Source organism: Saccharopolyspora sp. NPDC047091, from assembly GCF_040643635.1.
In the GTDB taxonomy this organism is placed as follows: domain Bacteria; phylum Actinomycetota; class Actinomycetes; order Mycobacteriales; family Pseudonocardiaceae; genus Saccharopolyspora_C.
Window position 1 is genome coordinate 1 of record NZ_JBEYUS010000047.1, and the last position, 15,916, is coordinate 15,916.

Here is a 15,916-nt window from a genome sequence, read left to right on the forward strand (position 1 = left end):
CGGGTGGCGGAACCTCAGCGGCGTCCTCGCTGCGGGATCGATTTCACCGGTGGCTCCGCCACAGGAGAAATCGCTGTCCTCGCGAGGAGGCCGCTGAGGACCCGCGGGTGGTCCTGTTGCTCGGGTGGTCGGCGGCTCATCGGCTTCGCCGCTGACGAGAAACGGATACGACCACAGCTGAGGACCCGCAGGTGGTCGCGCTGCGTGGGTGGCCGGTTGCTCAGCGGCTTCGCCGCTGACGAGAAGAAAAGGCGGTCGGGGCTCGGCTGGGGTCGGGGTGGGGTGCGGGCGCGGTTCGGGAGACTGCGCTGTTTGGGAGACTGGGGGAGTGCCTTCGCAGCTTCCGCCGGGTGAGCCGGCTCCGTCGGACGGGTCACTGCCCGCCAGCGCCCTGAGCGGGCTCGGTGAGCGGCCGTTCGGCGTGTACGTGCACGTTCCGTTCTGCGCCACCCGCTGCGGCTACTGCGACTTCAACACCTACACCGCCGACGAGCTCGGGCCCGCCGGTGGCTTCGGGGACTGGCTGGACGCGCTGCGCGCCGAACTCGACCTCGGCGCCCGGGCGCTCGCCGCGGGCGGCGGGACGGTGCCCGCCGCGCAGACCGTGTTCGTCGGTGGCGGCACCCCCTCGCTGCTCGGCGCCGAACGGCTCGCGGCCGTGCTGACCGCCATCCGGAACTCCTTCGGCCTCACCGCCGACGCGGAGGTCACCACCGAGTCCAACCCCGAGTCGACCTCGCCCGAGTTCTTCGCCGACCTCCGCGCCGGCGGCTACGACCGGGTGTCGCTGGGCATGCAGTCCGCCGCCGCGCACGTGCTGCGCGTCCTGGAGCGCAACCACACGCCCGGCCGCGCGGCCGCCGCCGCGCAGGAGGCGCGGGCCGCCGGGTTCGAGCACGTCAACCTCGACCTCATCTACGGCACGCCCGGCGAGAGCGACGACGACCTGCGCGCCTCGCTGGCCGCCGTCCTCGACGCCGGGGTCGACCACGTCTCCGCCTACTCGCTCATCGTCGAGGACGGCACCGCGATGGCCCGCAAGGTCCGCCGCGGCGAACTGCCGATGCCCGACGAGGACGTGCTCGCGGACCGCTACGAGATCATCGACTCCACCCTGTCCGGCGCCGGGCTCGGCTGGTACGAGGTGTCCAACTGGGCCACCGGCGAGTCCGCGCGCTGCGCGCACAACCTCGGCTACTGGCGGGGCGGCGACTGGTGGGGCGCCGGGCCCGGCGCGCACAGCCACGTCGGCGGCGTGCGCTGGTGGAACGTCAAGCACCCCGGCCGCTACTCGGCGCTGCTCGCCGACGGCCGCTCGCCCGCGCACGCCCGCGAGCTGCTCGACGACGAGGACCGGCGCATCGAACGGATCATGCTGGAACTGCGCGTCGCCGAAGGCGTCCCCACCGCCGCGCTCACCTCCGACGGCGTGCTCGCCGCGAAGGAGGCCGTCGCCGACGGGCTGCTGCGGGCCGACGCGCTCGACGCCGGGCGCTGCGCGCTCACCGACCGCGGCAGGCTGCTCGCCGACGCCGTCGTCCAGCGCCTGCTGTGACCGTTCTCCCACCCCCGCTGCCCGGCGGATGCGGCCGCACCCGGCTCGCGGCGTCGGAACATCGGTTCGAGGACCGTAAACTCGACGGTGACGAGCACCGCGAGCGGTGCGCGGCAAGGCCCGATGCGGAGGTGACGAGGTGAACGCCGATCAACGGCGGTTCGAGGTCCTGCGGGCGATCGTGGCCGACTACGTGTCGACCAACGAACCGGTCGGGTCCAAGGCGCTGGTCGACCGGCACAACCTGGGCGTTTCCAGCGCCACCGTGCGCAACGACATGGCCGCCCTCGAGGAGGAGGGCCTCATCGTCCAGCCGCACACCAGCGCCGGACGGGTGCCCACCGACGCCGGGTACCGGCTGTTCGTGGACCGGCTGCACGAGATCAAACCGCTCACCGCGGCCGAGCGGCGGGCCATCGGGGGCTTCCTCGAAGGCGCCCTCGACCTCGACGACGTGATGCGCCGCAGCGTGCGGCTGCTCGCGCAGCTCACCCAGCAGGTCGCCGTCGTGCAGTACCCGACGCTGACCCGCTCCACGGTGCGCCACGTCGAGGTCGTCACCATCACCCCCGCCCGGCTGATGCTGGTGCTCATCACCGACACCGGCCGGGTGGACCAGCGGATGGTCGACCTCGGCGACGTGATCAGCGACGACGACGTGGCGCGGATGCGCAACGTGCTGAACTCGGCGATGACCGAGAAGCGGCTCGCGGACGCCTCGGCGGCCGTGGCCGAACTGCCGGACCAGTCACCGCCCGAACTGCGCGACGCCATGACCCGCGTCGCCAGCGTGCTCATCGAATCGCTCGTGGAGCACCCCGAGGAACGCATGGTGCTCGGCGGCACCCCCAACCTGACCCGCAACGTCACCGACTTCCCCAACTCGCTGCGCCAAGTGCTCGAAGCGCTCGAGGAGCAGGTCGTGGTGCTGAAGCTGCTCGCGGCGGCCCGCGACTCGCGGACCGTCACGGTGCGCATCGGGATGGAGAACGAAGCCGCCGAAATGCAGACCACCTCGGTGGTGTCCACCGGCTACGGGACGCATGGGATGGTGCTGGGTGGCATGGGTGTCGTCGGCCCCACCCGGATGGACTATCCGGGAACCATGGCGGCGGTGCGTGCCGTTGCCGCTTACGTGGGTGAGATCCTGGCAGGCCGTTGACGCCTGACCGGGTGATGGATCACCCGTCGAACTCGCAGACCGAGCAGAGGAAGATCGCACAAGGTGGCCAGGGACTATTACGGGACCCTCGGGGTGGCCAAGGACGCTACGCCGGAGCAGATCAAGCGCGCGTACCGCAAGCTCGCCAGGGAATTGCACCCCGACGTGAACCAGGAAGCCGGTGCCCAGGAGCGGTTCCGCGAGGTGACGACCGCCTACGAGGTGCTGTCCGACCCGAAGAAGCGCCAGGTCGTGGACCTCGGCGGCGACCCGCTCTCGCAGGGCGGCGGCGACGGCGGCATGGGCGGCGACCCGTTCGCCGGCTTCGGCGGTCTCGGCGACATCATGGACGCCTTCTTCGGCGGCTCCGGTGGCGGTGGTGGCGGCGGGCGCGGCCCGCGCAGCCGGGTCCAGCCCGGCTCCGACGCGCTGCTGCGGCTCGAGCTGACCCTCGAGGAGTGCGCCAGCGGCGTGAACCGGGACATCACCGTGGACACCGCGGTGCTGTGCGACTCCTGCGACGGTGGCGGCTCCCGCGCGGGCAGCGCCCCCTCGACCTGCGACACCTGTGGTGGCCGCGGCGAGGTGCAGTCCGTGCAGCGGTCGTTCCTCGGCCAGGTCATGACCTCCCGCCCCTGCCCGGTGTGCCGCGGCTTCGGCGAGGTCATCACCGACCCGTGCCAGCAGTGCGGCGGCGACGGCCGGGTGCGGGAACGCCGCACCATCACCGTCAAGATCCCCGCCGGCGTCGGCGACGGGATGCGGGTGCGGCTCGCCGGTGAAGGCGAGGTCGGACCCGGCGGCGGCCCGGCGGGCGACCTGTTCGTCGAAGTCGAAGAGCTGCCGCACGAGCGGTTCATCCGCGACGGCGCCGACCTGCACTGCAACGTCGAAGTGCCGATGACCGCGGCCGCGCTGGGCACCGTGCTCACCCTCGAGACCCTCGACGGCACCGAGGAGCTCACCGTCGAACCCGGCACCCAGCCCGGCACCGAGCACGTGCTCACCGGCCGCGGGCTGCCGAAGCTGCGCTCCAACGGGCGGGTCAGCGGGCACGGCGACCTGCACGTGCACCTCGACGTCCAGGTACCGACGCGGCTCGACGAGGAGCAGGTCGAGCTGCTCCGCCAGCTCGCGACGCTGCGCGGCGAGGAGCAGCCGGAGCCGACGGTGACCGCGAACGGGAACGGGCAGCGCCAGGGCCTGTTCTCCCGCTTCAAGTCCTTCGGCCACAAGTGACGCCGCCGCGGGCCGCCGAGTCCGGATCGTGATGTCCCGCGGGCGGTCCGCCGCCCGCGGAACATCGGTGCTGGTCACGGCGGTTCGTGGGGCATTCACCGACTGCGCCTCCCCGACGAAATGTGTCACCGGATCGGAGTAGGAGCCACGTGTTCGCGCGTTTTCTAGCGCGGGCGGATGACGCGGGGTTACGGTGACGTTCACGCCTGAGGGTCACGGGTCGACCGCCTCAGGTAGCTCGCGGAGCGAGCCCAACCGGGCGCTCGCCGGACAACCCCCCCTCGGTCCGGCGAGGCCGCGCCGTAGCCGGGCTACCCCCAGCCCCACTACGGCGCGGCATCCGGTCGGGGGGCTCCCCGTGTGCGGCACCGGGGCAGGGGCGTTCGCCCGGGCCGCCGCGCGCGGCGGATAACCTTCCCGGCATGACCGACAGCGACCTGGATTCCCTGTTCCTGCGCATCATCGCCGGTGAGATCCCCGCGGACGTCGTGCACGACTCCGAGCGGGTCATCGCGATCCGCGACATCAACCCGCAGGCCCCCACGCACGTGCTCGTGGTGCCGAAGACCCGCTACCGCAACGCCGCCGAGCTGGCCACCGCCGAGCCGGACCTGCTGGCCGAGCTGGTGCGGGTCGCGGGCGAGATCGCGGAGCGCGAGGGCATCGCCGAATCCGGGTACCGGCTGCTGTTCAACACCAACGAGGACGCGGGGCAGACCATCTTCCACGTGCACCTGCACCTGCTGGGCGGCGAACCCCTCGGCGGCCTCACCGGTGGACCGCTCAAGGGCTGAGACACCGCCGGGCGGCAGCCGGATCAGCGGCGCGACCGCGTCGCCGATTGCTCTACCATCGATGGTGGGAAAGAAGACCGACTTCGCGCGCCGAGCGCAGAAAGCAGGCCCGAACACACGTGGCCGGAATCGCAGCGGGTGGATCCGCCCAGTCCGGACGGCAGCAGTCCACGGACGACCGGCAGGCCCGCGAACCGCAGGACGGGACCGAGCAGGACACGACCGGCCGGAACGGTAGGTCGCCGAACGGCACCGGGCCGGACGGCGCGGAACCCGAGCAGCCGAACCTCTCCGCCCAGCACCTGTCCGCGCAGCACGCGCGCGACCGGTCGGCGCAATCGAAGGTGACCGTCCCGGACAGCGCGGTGCTCGCGCTGGTCGGCACCCGCGACGCGAACCTGCGGGTCGTCGAGGAACTGCTCACCGCCGACGTGCACGTGCGCGGCAACGAGATCACCCTCACCGGCGACCCGGCGGACGTGGCCTTCGGCGAGCGGGTGTTCTCCGAGCTCATCACCGTCGTCGACAAGGGCGGCCAGCTCGGGCCGGACGCCGTGCGCCGGGTAGTGGGCATGCTCTCGGCCGACAGCGGTGAATCGCCCGCCGCGGTGCTCAGCCTGGACATCCTGTCCCGGCGGGGTCGCACCATCCGCCCGAAGACGCTGAACCAGAAGCACTACGTGGACGCGATCGACCAGAACACCGTGGTGTTCGGCATCGGTCCCGCGGGCACCGGCAAGACTTACCTGGCCATGGCCAAGGCCGTGCAGGCGCTGCAGGCCAAGCAGGTCAACCGGATCATCCTGACCAGGCCCGCGGTCGAAGCGGGCGAGCGGCTCGGCTACCTGCCGGGCACGCTCTACGAGAAGATCGACCCGTACCTGCGGCCGCTGTACGACGCGCTGCACGACATGATCGACCCCGAGTCGGTGCCGCGGCTCACCCAGGCGGGCACCATCGAGGTCGCGCCGCTGGCGTACATGCGCGGGCGCACCCTCAACGACGCCTTCATCATCCTCGACGAAGCGCAGAACACCACGCCGGAGCAGATGAAGATGTTCCTGACCCGGCTCGGTTTCGGCTCCCGCGTCGTGGTCACCGGCGACGTCACCCAGGTCGACCTGCCCGGTGGGCAGCGCAGCGGCCTGAAGGTCGTCCGGGAGATCCTCGACGGGGTCGACGACGTGCACTTCGCCGTGCTCGACAGCGGGGACGTGGTCCGTCACCGCTTGGTCACCGACATTGTCAACGCCTACGACCGCTGGCAGGCCGAGCAGGACGCGGACTCCGAGCAGTTCCCGCGCCGTTCCGGCCGCGGCGGTCAGTTCCGGGAACACGCATGAGCATCGAAATCGCCAACGAATCCGGGGCCGAGGTCGACGAGGGCACCATCGTGTCCGTCGCCCGCTACGCGCTGGACCGGATGAGCGTCAGCCAGCTCGCCGAGCTGTCCATCGTGCTGGTCGAGCTGAACGTCATGTCCGACCTGCACGAGCGCTGGATGGACCTGCCCGGCCCCACCGACGTGATGGCCTTCCCGATGGACGAGTACGACTCGTCCCGCCGCCCGGACGCGGCCGGTTCCGGGCCCGCACTGCTCGGCGACATCGTGCTGTGCCCCGCGTTCGCGAAGGACCAGGCCCGCAAGGCCGGGCACGCCCTGATCGACGAGCTGCACCTGCTCACGGTGCACGGTGTGCTGCACCTGCTCGGCTACGACCACGCGGAGCCGGAGGAGGAGCGCGAGATGTTCGGGCTGCAGAACCGGATCCTCGCCGACTACCGGACCGCTCGGGACGAGGCCGAGCGGGCCGCCGCGCAGCACGACGCGGACTCCCGCGTGCTGGGGACCGTGGGACTGGACCCGGGCACCGCGCCCGAGGTCCCCCGCGACTGAGGGGGAACGCGCAGATGAGTTCGGCCGCACTGCTGGTGTGGGCTGTGCTGCTCGTCCTGGGGGCCGGGGTGTTCGCCGCCGCCGACGCGGCGGTCGGCACCGCGTCCCGCGCCAGGGTCGAGGAGCTGCTGCGGGAGAACCGCAGCGGGGCCCGGCAGCTGGCGCTGGTGCTGGAGGACCGCCCGCGGCACGTGAACCTGCTGATCCTGCTGCGGCTGGCCTGCGAGCTGGGCGCGACCGTGCTGGTGGCGGTCGTGGTGCTGCGCGTGGTGGAGTCGGACGCGCTGGCGGCGCTGCTCGCCATCCTGATCATGCTGGTCGTGTCGTACGTGCTGGTCGGCGTCGGCCCGCGCACCATCGGCAGGCAGCACCCGTACGGGGTGGGCCTGCTGGTCGCGGCGCCGGTGCGGGTGCTGGTGCGGGTGCTGAACCCGCTGACCCGGCTGCTGATCCTGATCGGCAACGGCCTCACCCCGGGGCGCGGGTTCCGCGAGGGCCCGTTCTCCTCGGAGGTGGAGCTGCGCGAACTGGTCGACCTGGCCGGGGAACGCGGCGTGGTCGCGGCCGGCGAGCGCGAGATGATCCACTCGGTGTTCGAGTTCGGCGACACCATCGCCCGCGAGGTGATGGTGCCGCGCACCGAGATCGTGTGGATCGAGCGCGCCAAGTCCGCCCGGCAGGCCCTTGCGCTGTGCCTGCGCTCCGGGTTCTCCCGGGTGCCGGTGATCGGCGACAGCGTCGACGACGTGGTGGGCGTGGTGACGTTGCGCGACCTCACCCAGGCCCTCGCCGACGGCGGCGACCTGAACCAGCCGGGGCCGGAGCTGGGCGAGCTGATGCGCCCGGCGAGCTTCGTGCCGGACACCAAGCGGCTCGACGAGCTGCTCAAGGAGATGCAGCTGTCCCGCAGCCACCTGGCCATCGCCGTCGACGAGTACGGCGGCACCGCGGGCCTGCTCACCATCGAGGACGTCATCGAGGAGATCGTCGGCGAGATCACCGACGAGTCCGACCTCGAGGAGCACCGCCCGATCGAGCACTTGGAGGACGGCACCATCCGGGTCTCCTCCCGGCTGCCGGTGGAGGACCTGGGCGCGCTGTGCGGCGTGGAACTGGACGGATCCGAGGTGGAGACCGTCGGCGGCCTGCTCGCGCAACGCCTCGGCCGGGTCCCGCTGCCCGGTGCCGAAGCCGAGATCGAAGGACTCCGGCTGCGCGCCGAAGGCGGCAAGGACCACCGCGGCCGCATCCGCATCAACGCGCTGCTCGTGCGCCGCGCGAACGGCGAGCCCGCATCGCACCGCGGTGCCGACCAGGAAGGAAGCAGCACCCGTGGCTGAGCAAGCGCCCCCGCAGGAACTGGACGCCGAAGACGCCAAGATCGTGACGCTGGCCCGGTCGGCCCGCGCGCGCACCGGCGCCGCCGAAGGCGCCGCGGTCCGCGACACCGACGGCCGCACCTACGCCGCCTGCACCGTCGAGCTGCCCTCGCTGCGGCTGACCGCGCTGCAGGTGGCGGTGGCCACCGCGGCCGCCAGCGGCGCCGAGGGCCTGGAGGCGGCCGCGGTCGTCACCGACGCCGCCGAGGTTTCCGCCGAGTCCGCCGCCGCCGTCCACGACCTCACCGCCGGTGCCCCGGTGCTGCGCGCCGACGCCGCGGGCGAGGTGCGGGGCGTGCTGCGCTGAGCCCGGCCCGCACCTGGTGAACGGCCCACCTGCGCGCTCCGCCGGGGCGGGTGGGCCGCTCACCTCGGCGTTCGGCGACAATGGGCGGGTGAGCAGCACTCCAGATGCCCCCGCCGAACACCGCTCCGGGTTCGCGTGCTTCGTCGGCCGCCCCAACGCCGGCAAGTCCACGCTGACCAACGCGCTGGTCGGTTCGAAGGTGGCGATCACCTCCAGCAAGCCCCAGACCACCCGGCACGCGATCCGCGGCATCGTGCACCGGCCCGACGCCCAGCTGATCATCGTGGACACGCCCGGCCTGCACCGGCCGCGCACCCTGCTCGGCCAGCGGCTCAACGACCTCGTCTACGAGACCTGGTCCGAAGTGGACGTCGTCGGGTTCTGCGTGCCCGCCGACCAGAAGGTCGGGCCCGGTGACAAGTTCATCGCCGAGCAGCTCAAGAAGGTCGCCCGCCGCACCCCGGTGCTCGGCATCATCACCAAGACCGACCTGGCCACCAAGCAGCAGGTCGCCGAGCAGCTGCTCGCCCTGCAGCAGGTGATGGACTTCGCCGACCTGGTGCCGGTGTCCGCGGTGGACTCCTACCAGATGGACACCCTCGGCGACCTGCTGGTGAGCCACCTGCCGGAGGGGCCGCAGCTGTACCCCGACGGCGAGCTCACCGACGAGCCGGAGGAGACGCTGATCGCGGAGATGATCCGCGAAGCCGCGCTGGAGGGCGTGCGCGACGAGCTCCCGCACTCGCTGGCCGTCCGCATCGAGGAGATGAACCAGCGCGAGGACCGCGACGACCTGGTCGACGTGCACGCGATCGTCTACGTGGAGCGGCAGAGCCAGAAGTCGATCGTGATCGGCCGCAAGGGCGAGCGGTTGCGCGAGGTCGGTTCGCAGGCGCGCCAGCACATCCAGAAGTTGCTGGGCAGCAAGATCTACCTGGACCTGCACGTCAAGGTCGCCAAGGACTGGCAGCGCGACCCGAAGCAGCTGCGCAGGCTGGGGTTCTGATCCCGCCACCGCGCGCGGCGCTTGACTTCGCAACGGACTGCGCAAGATTTCCCGGATCGGCCACGACGGCGAGTTGCGCTCGGGTAATTTCCAGTCCGGCCTCCTCAGAGCGCTGTCAGTGCCACCCGATCGAAGGAATCTCTCCGTGACCAACCCGTATGGCGGGCCCCCGTCCGGCCCGCAGCCGCAGCAGCCCTACGGGCAACAGCCGTACCCGCAGTCGGGTGGCCAGCCCCAGCAGCCCTATCCGCAGTCCGGCCCGATGCCGCAGCAGCCCGCGCCCTACGGCCAGCAGCCGTACGGCCAGCCGGGCTACGGGCAGCAGCCCCAGCAGCCGTACGGGCAGCCGGGCTACGGCTACGGGCACCCCGGTCCGTTCGCGGAGTGGGGGACCCGGGTGCTGGGGTACCTGATCGACGGGGCGCTCGTCGGCGTGCCCTACCTGATCGTCTACGGGATCACCTTCATGAGCATCATGGGTTCCGCTTCGTCGATCACCACCGAAGCCGAAGCGATCTCCATGATCAGCACCGTTTACACGGTTCTCGGGATCTTCGGGTTGATCGCGATGGCGTTCAACATCTGGAACCTCTGCTACAAGCGCGGGACCACCGGGCAGACCATCGGGCAGAAGATCGTCAAGATCAAGACCGTCAGCGAGGAGACCGGTCAGCCCCTCGGTTTCGGCGGCGCGTTCCTGCGCCAGCTCTGCCACATCCTGGACGGGCTGCCCTGCTCGATCGGCTTCCTCGCCCCGCTGTGGGAGCAGAAGAACCAGACCTGGGCCGACAAGATCATCAAGTCGGTCGTGGTTCCGGCCGAGCCGGCGCAGCCCGGTGGCTACCCGCAGCAGCCCGGCTACCCGGCGCAGCCGCAGCCCGGTTACCCGCAGCAGGGCGGCTACCCCCAGCAGGGCGGTTACCCGGGACAGCAGCAGCCCGGTTACCCGCAGCAGCAGCCCCCGCAGCAGTGGTGATGATCGAGTGAGCGGGCTGCTCCGAGCGGCCACCTCCCCGCTTCGTCGTGCGCCCCGGACGACCCGCCTCGCCGCGGGCGCCGGGGCGCTCGGCTTGGTGCTGAGCACCGGTCTCGTCCCGCTGCCCTGCCCACTGCTGTTCCTCACCGGCTTCGACTGCCCGTTCTGCGGCGGCAGCCGGATGCTCGGCGCGCTGCTGCACGGCGATCTCGCGCGCGCCGCCGACCTCAACCTCTTCGCCCTCGTGGTCGTGCTGCCGGTGGCGGTGCTGTTCCTGATCGCCTCGGCGCGCCAGGAGGTCCGCGGCGCCCCGTCGCCCTGGCTGGTCGGTCGTCCCGGCCGGTGGGCGGCCAACGCGGTGCTGGGCGTCGCCGTGGTGTGGGGCGTGCTGCGCAACCTCCCCGGTTTCGAGGCGCTGCGGGCCTGATCCCGCGAACACCCGGCGTTCCGGCCGGACGCTCACCCGGAGCAGCCGGGTCGCCCGGTAGTGGGACGATGGCGGGGTGAGCCTCTACCGGGATACCGGCGTCGTGCTGCGGGTCCACAAGCTGGGTGAGGCCGACCGGATCATCACCCTGCTCACCCGCCGCTTCGGCAAGGTGCGCGCCGTCGCCAAGGGCGTGCGCCGCACCACCTCGCGCTTCGGAGCCCGCGTCGAACCGTTCTGCCACGTGGACGTGCAGCTGCACACCGGGCGCACCCTCGACGTGATCACCCAGGTGCAGACTCTGGACGCGTTCGGCGTGCACATCGTGGACGACTACCAGCGCTACACCGCGGGCTGCGCCGTGCTGGAGACCGTGGACCGGCTCGCCGCGGAGGAAGGCGAACCGGTGCTGCGGCTGTACCTGCTGGTCACCGGCGCGCTGCGGGCTCTGTCCGGGCGGGAGCGGGACCCGTCGCTGGTGCTCGACGCGTTCCTGCTGCGCGCCATGTCCTACGCGGGCTGGGCCCCCGCGCTCAGCGAGTGCGCGCGCTGCGGCGAGTCGGGCCCGCACGCCGCGTTCAACGTGCAGGGCGGCGGCGCGATGTGCGTGCACTGCCGCCCCACCGGCTCGGCGCGTCCCGCGCAGCAGACGCTGCCGCTGCTCGAAGCGCTGATGCACGGCGACTGGCCGGCCGCGGAACGGACCGTCGAGCCGGTGCGCCGGGAGGGCAGCGGGCTCGTCGCCGCGCACCTGCAGTGGCACCTGGAGCGGCAGTTGCGCTCGTTGCCGCTGGTGGAGCGCCAGGAGCACCGCCCGGCGGTGCCGGAGCTCATCCGCGAGCGCGCGGCGGTGGTGGAGGAGGGACCGGCTGCCGGGGACCCCGCCGCCGAGGGATCCGCCGCTGAGGGGTCGGCTCCGGCGGAACCGGGCGCGGCGCGACCGGCCGCAGCGCACGCCGCCGCTGCTGAGTCGGCCGCCGCCGAACGGGCCGCAGCGCACTCGGCCGCAGCGCAATCGCCCGCTGCCGACTCGGCCGCGGCGGAACCCGTCGACCGGGCGACCGCGACACCGGGAACGGCGGACGGGGCCACCGGTTGATCGTGCGCAGCTGGCGCCCCCGGGACGCCGAAGCGGTGCACCGGATCTGCGTGGCCACAGGCGACGGCGGCGAACCCGTGCACCAGATCCTGCAGGACCCGGACCTGGTCGCCTACGTCTTCGCCGATCCGTACCTGCTGCTGCACCCCGAGCTGGCCTTCGTGGTGGAAGGCCGCGGCGCCGTGCTCGGCTACGTCGTCGCCGCGCTGCACACCGAGGAGTTCTACGCGCGCTGGCAGCTGGAGTGGGGACCGCGGTTCGCGGCCAGCCACCCGTCCTCGCGGGTGGTGGACGCCCGCAACGCGGACAGCCAGCTGCGCGCGTTCCTGCACCGGCCGCGGCTGATGCTGCCCGAGCAGCTGGACCGCTTCCCCTCGCACCTGCACATCAACCTGGTCGCGGGGGCCCGCGGGCAGGGCATGGGCAAGCGGCTGATGCACGCGGTGTTCCAGCAGCTGGCGCGCGCCGGATCGCCGGGCGTGCAGCTCGGGGTGAACCCGGGCAACACCCGGGCGCAAGCGTTCTACCAGCGAACCGGGATGGTCCGGCTGCCGTCGGACGCCCGGCTCGAAGTCCGCTACGGGACACCACTGAACGGGTGACATGCGAGTCCGGGAGAATGGACGACCGGCCGCAGAGCAAAGGAGAAGGCACACATGCTGCGACGCCGTGGACGCGGTAGCGACGACCCGAGCGTGCAGGCGCCCGCGCCGCACGCTTCCGGAGCGACCCCGCCCGCCCTGCCGCCGGAACTGGTCCCGCGGCACGTGGCCATCGTGATGGACGGCAACGGCCGCTGGGCCAACGAACGCGGGCTGCCCCGCGTCGAAGGGCACAAGCGGGGCGAGCAGGTCGTGCTGGAGCTGGCCAGGGGCGCGATCGAGATCGGCGTGAAGTGGCTGTCGCTGTACGCCTTCTCCACCGAGAACTGGAAGCGCAGCCCGGAGGAGGTCAAGTTCCTCATGGGCTTCAACCGCGACGTCATCGCCCGCCGCGTCGACGAGCTGGACGAGCTCGGCGTGCGGGTGCGCTGGGCCGGCCGCAAGCCCCGGCTGTGGCGCAGCGTCGTGAACACGCTCCAGGCCGCGGAAGAGCGCACTCGTGGCAACGAAGTCATGAACTTGACCATGTGCGTGAACTATGGTGGCCGGGCCGAGGTGGGTGACGCGGCTCGCGAGATCGCCCGGCTGGCCGCCGCAGGCAAGATCAATCCAGAGAAGGTGGACGAGCGGACCGTGTCCCGGCACCTCTACCAATCGGAGATGCCCGACGTCGACCTGTTCATCCGGCCGTCCGGGGAGCAACGCACTTCCAACTTCCTGCTCTGGCAGTCCGCATACGCCGAATTGGTGTTCCAAGACACCCTGTTCCCCGACGTGGATCGTCGCCACCTGTGGCGCGCGTGCGAGCAGTACGCACGCCGCGACCGGCGCTTCGGCGGCGCCGTCGATCGTGCCGCGCAGGACGAGAGCACCACTGAAACCGCCCAGGAGGGCATCTCATGACCCAGGAGGCCGCCACTACCGCGGAATTGTTGACCGCGGCGAAAGAGGCGCTGGAGACCTACCACGAGGTGAACGTCGACGACGACGGCGCGTTGACCCTGCGGCACGGCGACGTGCCGTGCGCGGTGCAGGCGATGCAGCTCGCCGAGGGCCTGACCGTGCTGAGCCTGACCTGCGTCGTGGCGTGGGACCTGCCGCTGGACGAGAAGCTGGCGCAGTCGGCCGCGGAACGCGCGGGGCAGGGCCTGTTCGGCACGCTCGGCGTGGTCCGCACCGAGCGCGGCATGGACGTGACGCTGCGGTACGCGTTCCCCGCCGAGGGCATGGAGCAGCAGCCGCTGGGCACGCTGCTGATGCTGGTCGTGTCCACCGCGTCGCAGCTGCGCGGTGAGCTGCTCACCGAGGTCGAAGAGGACACCCCGGCCGCCGACTGATCTTCCGCCGCCGAGCCCGGTCCGAGGGGGCTCTGCGGCTCGTCGCGAACGCCCCACCTGGAACTTCGCCGGTTCCGGGTGGGGCTTCGTGCTGCGCGGGGAGGGTGTGTCCGACACGCGGGCGGCGAGTCGGCCTCGCGCGGGCCGGCCGCCGCCGGATACGGCCGAGGTCGGGTTCCCGGGGGTGAAACCGGGCCGCCGAGATCACGCGGCGTCGCCGATCCACCGACCGGACCGGGTGATCCGGAACCCACTTGAGTGGGACGCGATGGTCCCGGGACCGAGCCAGGTGCGATCGATCGCCCGGCGCGGCTGGCACGATGAGCCGGTGACCACGACCCTCCGCCCGGGCAGCGATCCCGGTCGTTCGAGCGGTGATCCGGTGCGGCGCCGCCGGGTCACCTCGATGGAAGTGCTGTGCGCGCTGCTGCTGCTCGCGCTGCTGTTCCAGTCGCAGCTCAGCGCGCTGCTGGACGCGCCGGGACTGCGGACCGGATCGACCGTCTTCGTCGCGGTGTGCGTGCAGGCGCTGCCGTTCCTGGTGCTCGGCGTGCTGATCAGCGGGGCGATCGCCGCGTTCGTGCCACCGAGCGCGCTGCGCCGGATGCTGCCCAGGCACCCCGGCGCCGCCGTGCCGGTCGCCGGGCTGGCCGGGGTCGCGCTGCCCGGGTGCGAGTGCGCCTCGGTGCCGGTGGCCCGCCGGTTGATGCAGCAGGGCATCGCCCCCGCCGCGGCGCTGGCGTTCCTGCTCGCCGCACCGGCGGTGAACCCGATCGTGCTGGTCTCGACCGCGGTCGCGTTCCCCGGCGAACCGATGATGGTGCTCGCCCGGTTCCTCGGTTCGCTGCTGACCGCCTGCGCGATGGGCTGGCTGTGGCTGCGCGTCGGCAAGGCCGAGTGGATCGCCGACCGCGCGCTGCGGCGGGCCGAGCAGCGCGCACCGGGTGGCGCGGGCCGGTGGGCGCTGTTCGCCGAGACGGCCCGGCACGACCTGGTCGAAGCGGGCGGGTTCCTGGTGCTCGGCGGGCTCACCTCCGCGGTGTTCAACGTGCTGGTCCCCGCGGAGTGGATGAGTTCGCTGGGCGTGCAGCTGGTGCTCGGCGTGCTGGTCATGGCGGTGCTCGCGGTGGTGCTGGCGCTGTGCAGCGAGGCCGACGCGTTCGTGGCCGCCGCGATGGCCGGGATGCCGCTGATCCCGAAGCTGGTGTTCCTGGTCGTCGGTCCCGCGGTGGACATCAAGCTCATCGCTCTGCAAGCGGGCACCTTCGGGCGGTCCTTCGCCCTCCGGTTCGCACCGCTGACGTTCGTGGTCGCCATCGCCGCCGCGGTGCTGGTCGGCCTGCTGCTCCTGGGAGGCGCGTGATGCGGCGCGAAACGCAGAACCTGCTGCTGGTGCTGCTCGGCGGCGCCCTGCTCAAGATCGCCCTGACCGGGACCTACCTGCGCTACGTCAAACCGGCGCTGTTCCCGTGGCTGCTCGGCACCGGGGTGGTGATGGTCGTGCTGGCCGCGGTCGCCATCGTGGGCGACATCCGGGCGGCGCGGGCCAGAGCACGGGCGGACGACCCGTTCGCCGTCCCGCCCGAACCGCACGAGCACGCCGGACACGAGCACCGCGGCCGGAGCCCGTGGATGCTGCTGCTCCCGGTGTTCGCGATCTTCCTGGTGGCCCCGCCGGCCCTGGGCGCCGACTCCATCGGCCGCGGCCAGCAGACCGCGGCCCCGGAACGGCCCACCGGCGCGAGCGCCCTGTTCGAGGAGCTGCCACCGGGACCGGCACCGCAACTGACCGTCTCGGAGTTCATCACCCGGGTGGTGTGGGACGGCAGCGGCGCGCTGGAGCAGCGGGCCGTGCGGCTGCGCGGTTTCGTGGTGCACCCGGAGGACGGGCCGGCGCGGACCCAGCTCGCGCGGATGCGGATCAGCTGCTGCGCGGCCGACGCGTCCCCGGTGCTGATCGACCTGGCCGGTCCCGCCGCGGACGCGCTCGCGACCACGCCGCAGGACACCTGGATCGAGGTGACCGGCACGCTGCGGGCGGGCAGCGCGACCGAGGCCAACGGCCAGGTCCCGACGTTCGACATCACCGAGGTGCACGGCACCCCGGCTCCCGACGATCCCTACGAGTACTGACCG

The 15,916-nt window shown here is 72.3% G+C and carries 16 protein-coding genes and 1 pseudogene; all 17 read left to right on the top strand.

The features are described from left to right. Nucleotides 1-328: 328 nt before the first annotated feature. Complete coding sequence (gene hemW / locus ABZ805_RS19565) at nucleotides 329-1,555, top strand: radical SAM family heme chaperone HemW (RefSeq protein ID WP_358442053.1); 1,227 nt, start codon at nucleotides 329-331, stop codon at nucleotides 1,553-1,555. 139 nt (nucleotides 1,556-1,694) lie between these two features. Continuing rightward, nucleotides 1,695-2,717 (top strand): heat-inducible transcriptional repressor HrcA, encoded by a 1,023-nt coding sequence (gene hrcA, locus ABZ805_RS19570; protein ID WP_358442055.1) that lies wholly within the window; start codon nucleotides 1,695-1,697, stop codon nucleotides 2,715-2,717. Nucleotides 2,718-2,780: 63 nt separating this feature from the next. Beyond that, on the top strand, nucleotides 2,781-3,956 hold the full coding sequence (gene dnaJ / locus ABZ805_RS19575) for a molecular chaperone DnaJ (protein ID WP_358442058.1): 1,176 nt from the start codon (nucleotides 2,781-2,783) through the stop codon (nucleotides 3,954-3,956). Between the two features lie 422 nt (nucleotides 3,957-4,378). Next, nucleotides 4,379-4,750, top strand: a complete 372-nt coding sequence (locus ABZ805_RS19580; protein WP_358442061.1) for a histidine triad nucleotide-binding protein — start codon at nucleotides 4,379-4,381, stop codon at nucleotides 4,748-4,750. Between the two features lie 302 nt (nucleotides 4,751-5,052). Continuing rightward, the gene (locus ABZ805_RS19585; protein ID WP_358442170.1) at nucleotides 5,053-6,093 is read left to right on the top strand and encodes a PhoH family protein; all 1,041 of its coding nucleotides are present in this window, start codon (nucleotides 5,053-5,055) and stop codon (nucleotides 6,091-6,093) included. Beyond that, the gene (ybeY, locus tag ABZ805_RS19590) at nucleotides 6,090-6,647 is read left to right on the top strand and encodes an rRNA maturation RNase YbeY (RefSeq protein WP_358442063.1); all 558 of its coding nucleotides are present in this window, start codon (nucleotides 6,090-6,092) and stop codon (nucleotides 6,645-6,647) included. The genes ABZ805_RS19585 and ybeY overlap by 4 nt, the downstream gene beginning before the upstream one ends. 14 nt (nucleotides 6,648-6,661) lie before the next feature. Beyond that, complete coding sequence (locus ABZ805_RS19595; RefSeq protein WP_358442066.1) at nucleotides 6,662-7,987, top strand: hemolysin family protein; 1,326 nt, start codon at nucleotides 6,662-6,664, stop codon at nucleotides 7,985-7,987. Beyond that, nucleotides 7,980-8,333, top strand: a complete 354-nt coding sequence (locus ABZ805_RS19600) for a cytidine deaminase (RefSeq protein ID WP_358442068.1) — start codon at nucleotides 7,980-7,982, stop codon at nucleotides 8,331-8,333. The genes ABZ805_RS19595 and ABZ805_RS19600 overlap by 8 nt, the downstream gene beginning before the upstream one ends. A gap of 88 nt (nucleotides 8,334-8,421) precedes the next feature. Then, a complete protein-coding gene (gene era / locus ABZ805_RS19605; protein ID WP_358442070.1) occupies nucleotides 8,422-9,339 on the top strand; it encodes a GTPase Era in 918 nt (305 codons plus the stop codon). Between the two features lie 145 nt (nucleotides 9,340-9,484). Then, the gene (locus tag ABZ805_RS19610; protein ID WP_358442073.1) at nucleotides 9,485-10,315 is read left to right on the top strand and encodes an RDD family protein; all 831 of its coding nucleotides are present in this window, start codon (nucleotides 9,485-9,487) and stop codon (nucleotides 10,313-10,315) included. Between the two features lie 7 nt (nucleotides 10,316-10,322). Then, the gene (locus ABZ805_RS19615; protein WP_358442076.1) at nucleotides 10,323-10,742 is read left to right on the top strand and encodes a DUF2752 domain-containing protein; all 420 of its coding nucleotides are present in this window, start codon (nucleotides 10,323-10,325) and stop codon (nucleotides 10,740-10,742) included. A gap of 76 nt (nucleotides 10,743-10,818) precedes the next feature. Continuing rightward, nucleotides 10,819-11,592 (top strand): annotated as a pseudogene (gene recO / locus ABZ805_RS19620) (DNA repair protein RecO); the annotation flags it as partial. A gap of 251 nt (nucleotides 11,593-11,843) precedes the next feature. Further along, nucleotides 11,844-12,443, top strand: coding sequence for a GNAT family N-acetyltransferase (locus tag ABZ805_RS19625; RefSeq protein WP_358442079.1), 600 nt, complete (start codon nucleotides 11,844-11,846; stop codon nucleotides 12,441-12,443). A 54-nt stretch (nucleotides 12,444-12,497) separates the two neighbouring features. Next, nucleotides 12,498-13,346: an isoprenyl transferase gene (locus tag ABZ805_RS19630; RefSeq protein WP_358442081.1), complete on the top strand. Its 849-nt coding sequence runs from the start codon at nucleotides 12,498-12,500 to the stop codon at nucleotides 13,344-13,346. Beyond that, on the top strand, nucleotides 13,343-13,780 hold the full coding sequence (locus ABZ805_RS19635) for a hypothetical protein (protein WP_224959436.1): 438 nt from the start codon (nucleotides 13,343-13,345) through the stop codon (nucleotides 13,778-13,780). The genes ABZ805_RS19630 and ABZ805_RS19635 overlap by 4 nt, the downstream gene beginning before the upstream one ends. 406 nt (nucleotides 13,781-14,186) lie before the next feature. Continuing rightward, on the top strand, nucleotides 14,187-15,143 hold the full coding sequence (locus ABZ805_RS19640; protein WP_358442173.1) for a permease: 957 nt from the start codon (nucleotides 14,187-14,189) through the stop codon (nucleotides 15,141-15,143). Continuing rightward, on the top strand, nucleotides 15,143-15,913 hold the full coding sequence (locus ABZ805_RS19645; protein ID WP_358442084.1) for a TIGR03943 family protein: 771 nt from the start codon (nucleotides 15,143-15,145) through the stop codon (nucleotides 15,911-15,913). Before ABZ805_RS19640 ends, ABZ805_RS19645 begins: the two co-directional genes overlap by 1 nt. Nucleotides 15,914-15,916 lie beyond the last annotated feature (3 nt).

Bases quoted from the DNA above. Each gene is read 5' to 3' on its own strand.
- ybeY (WP_358442063.1), top strand. From the start codon at position 6,090: ATGAGCATCGAAATCGCCAACGAATCCGGGGCCGAGGTCGACGAGGGC.
- ABZ805_RS19630 (WP_358442081.1), top strand. From the start codon at position 12,498: ATGCTGCGACGCCGTGGACGCGGTAGCGACGACCCGAGCGTGCAGGCG.
- ABZ805_RS19635 (WP_224959436.1), top strand. From the start codon at position 13,343: ATGACCCAGGAGGCCGCCACTACCGCGGAATTGTTGACCGCGGCGAAA.
- ABZ805_RS19645 (WP_358442084.1), top strand. From the start codon at position 15,143: ATGCGGCGCGAAACGCAGAACCTGCTGCTGGTGCTGCTCGGCGGCGCC.
- ABZ805_RS19595 (WP_358442066.1), top strand. From the start codon at position 6,662: ATGAGTTCGGCCGCACTGCTGGTGTGGGCTGTGCTGCTCGTCCTGGGG.
- ABZ805_RS19640 (WP_358442173.1), top strand. From the start codon at position 14,187: ATGGAAGTGCTGTGCGCGCTGCTGCTGCTCGCGCTGCTGTTCCAGTCG.
- ABZ805_RS19580 (WP_358442061.1), top strand. From the start codon at position 4,379: ATGACCGACAGCGACCTGGATTCCCTGTTCCTGCGCATCATCGCCGGT.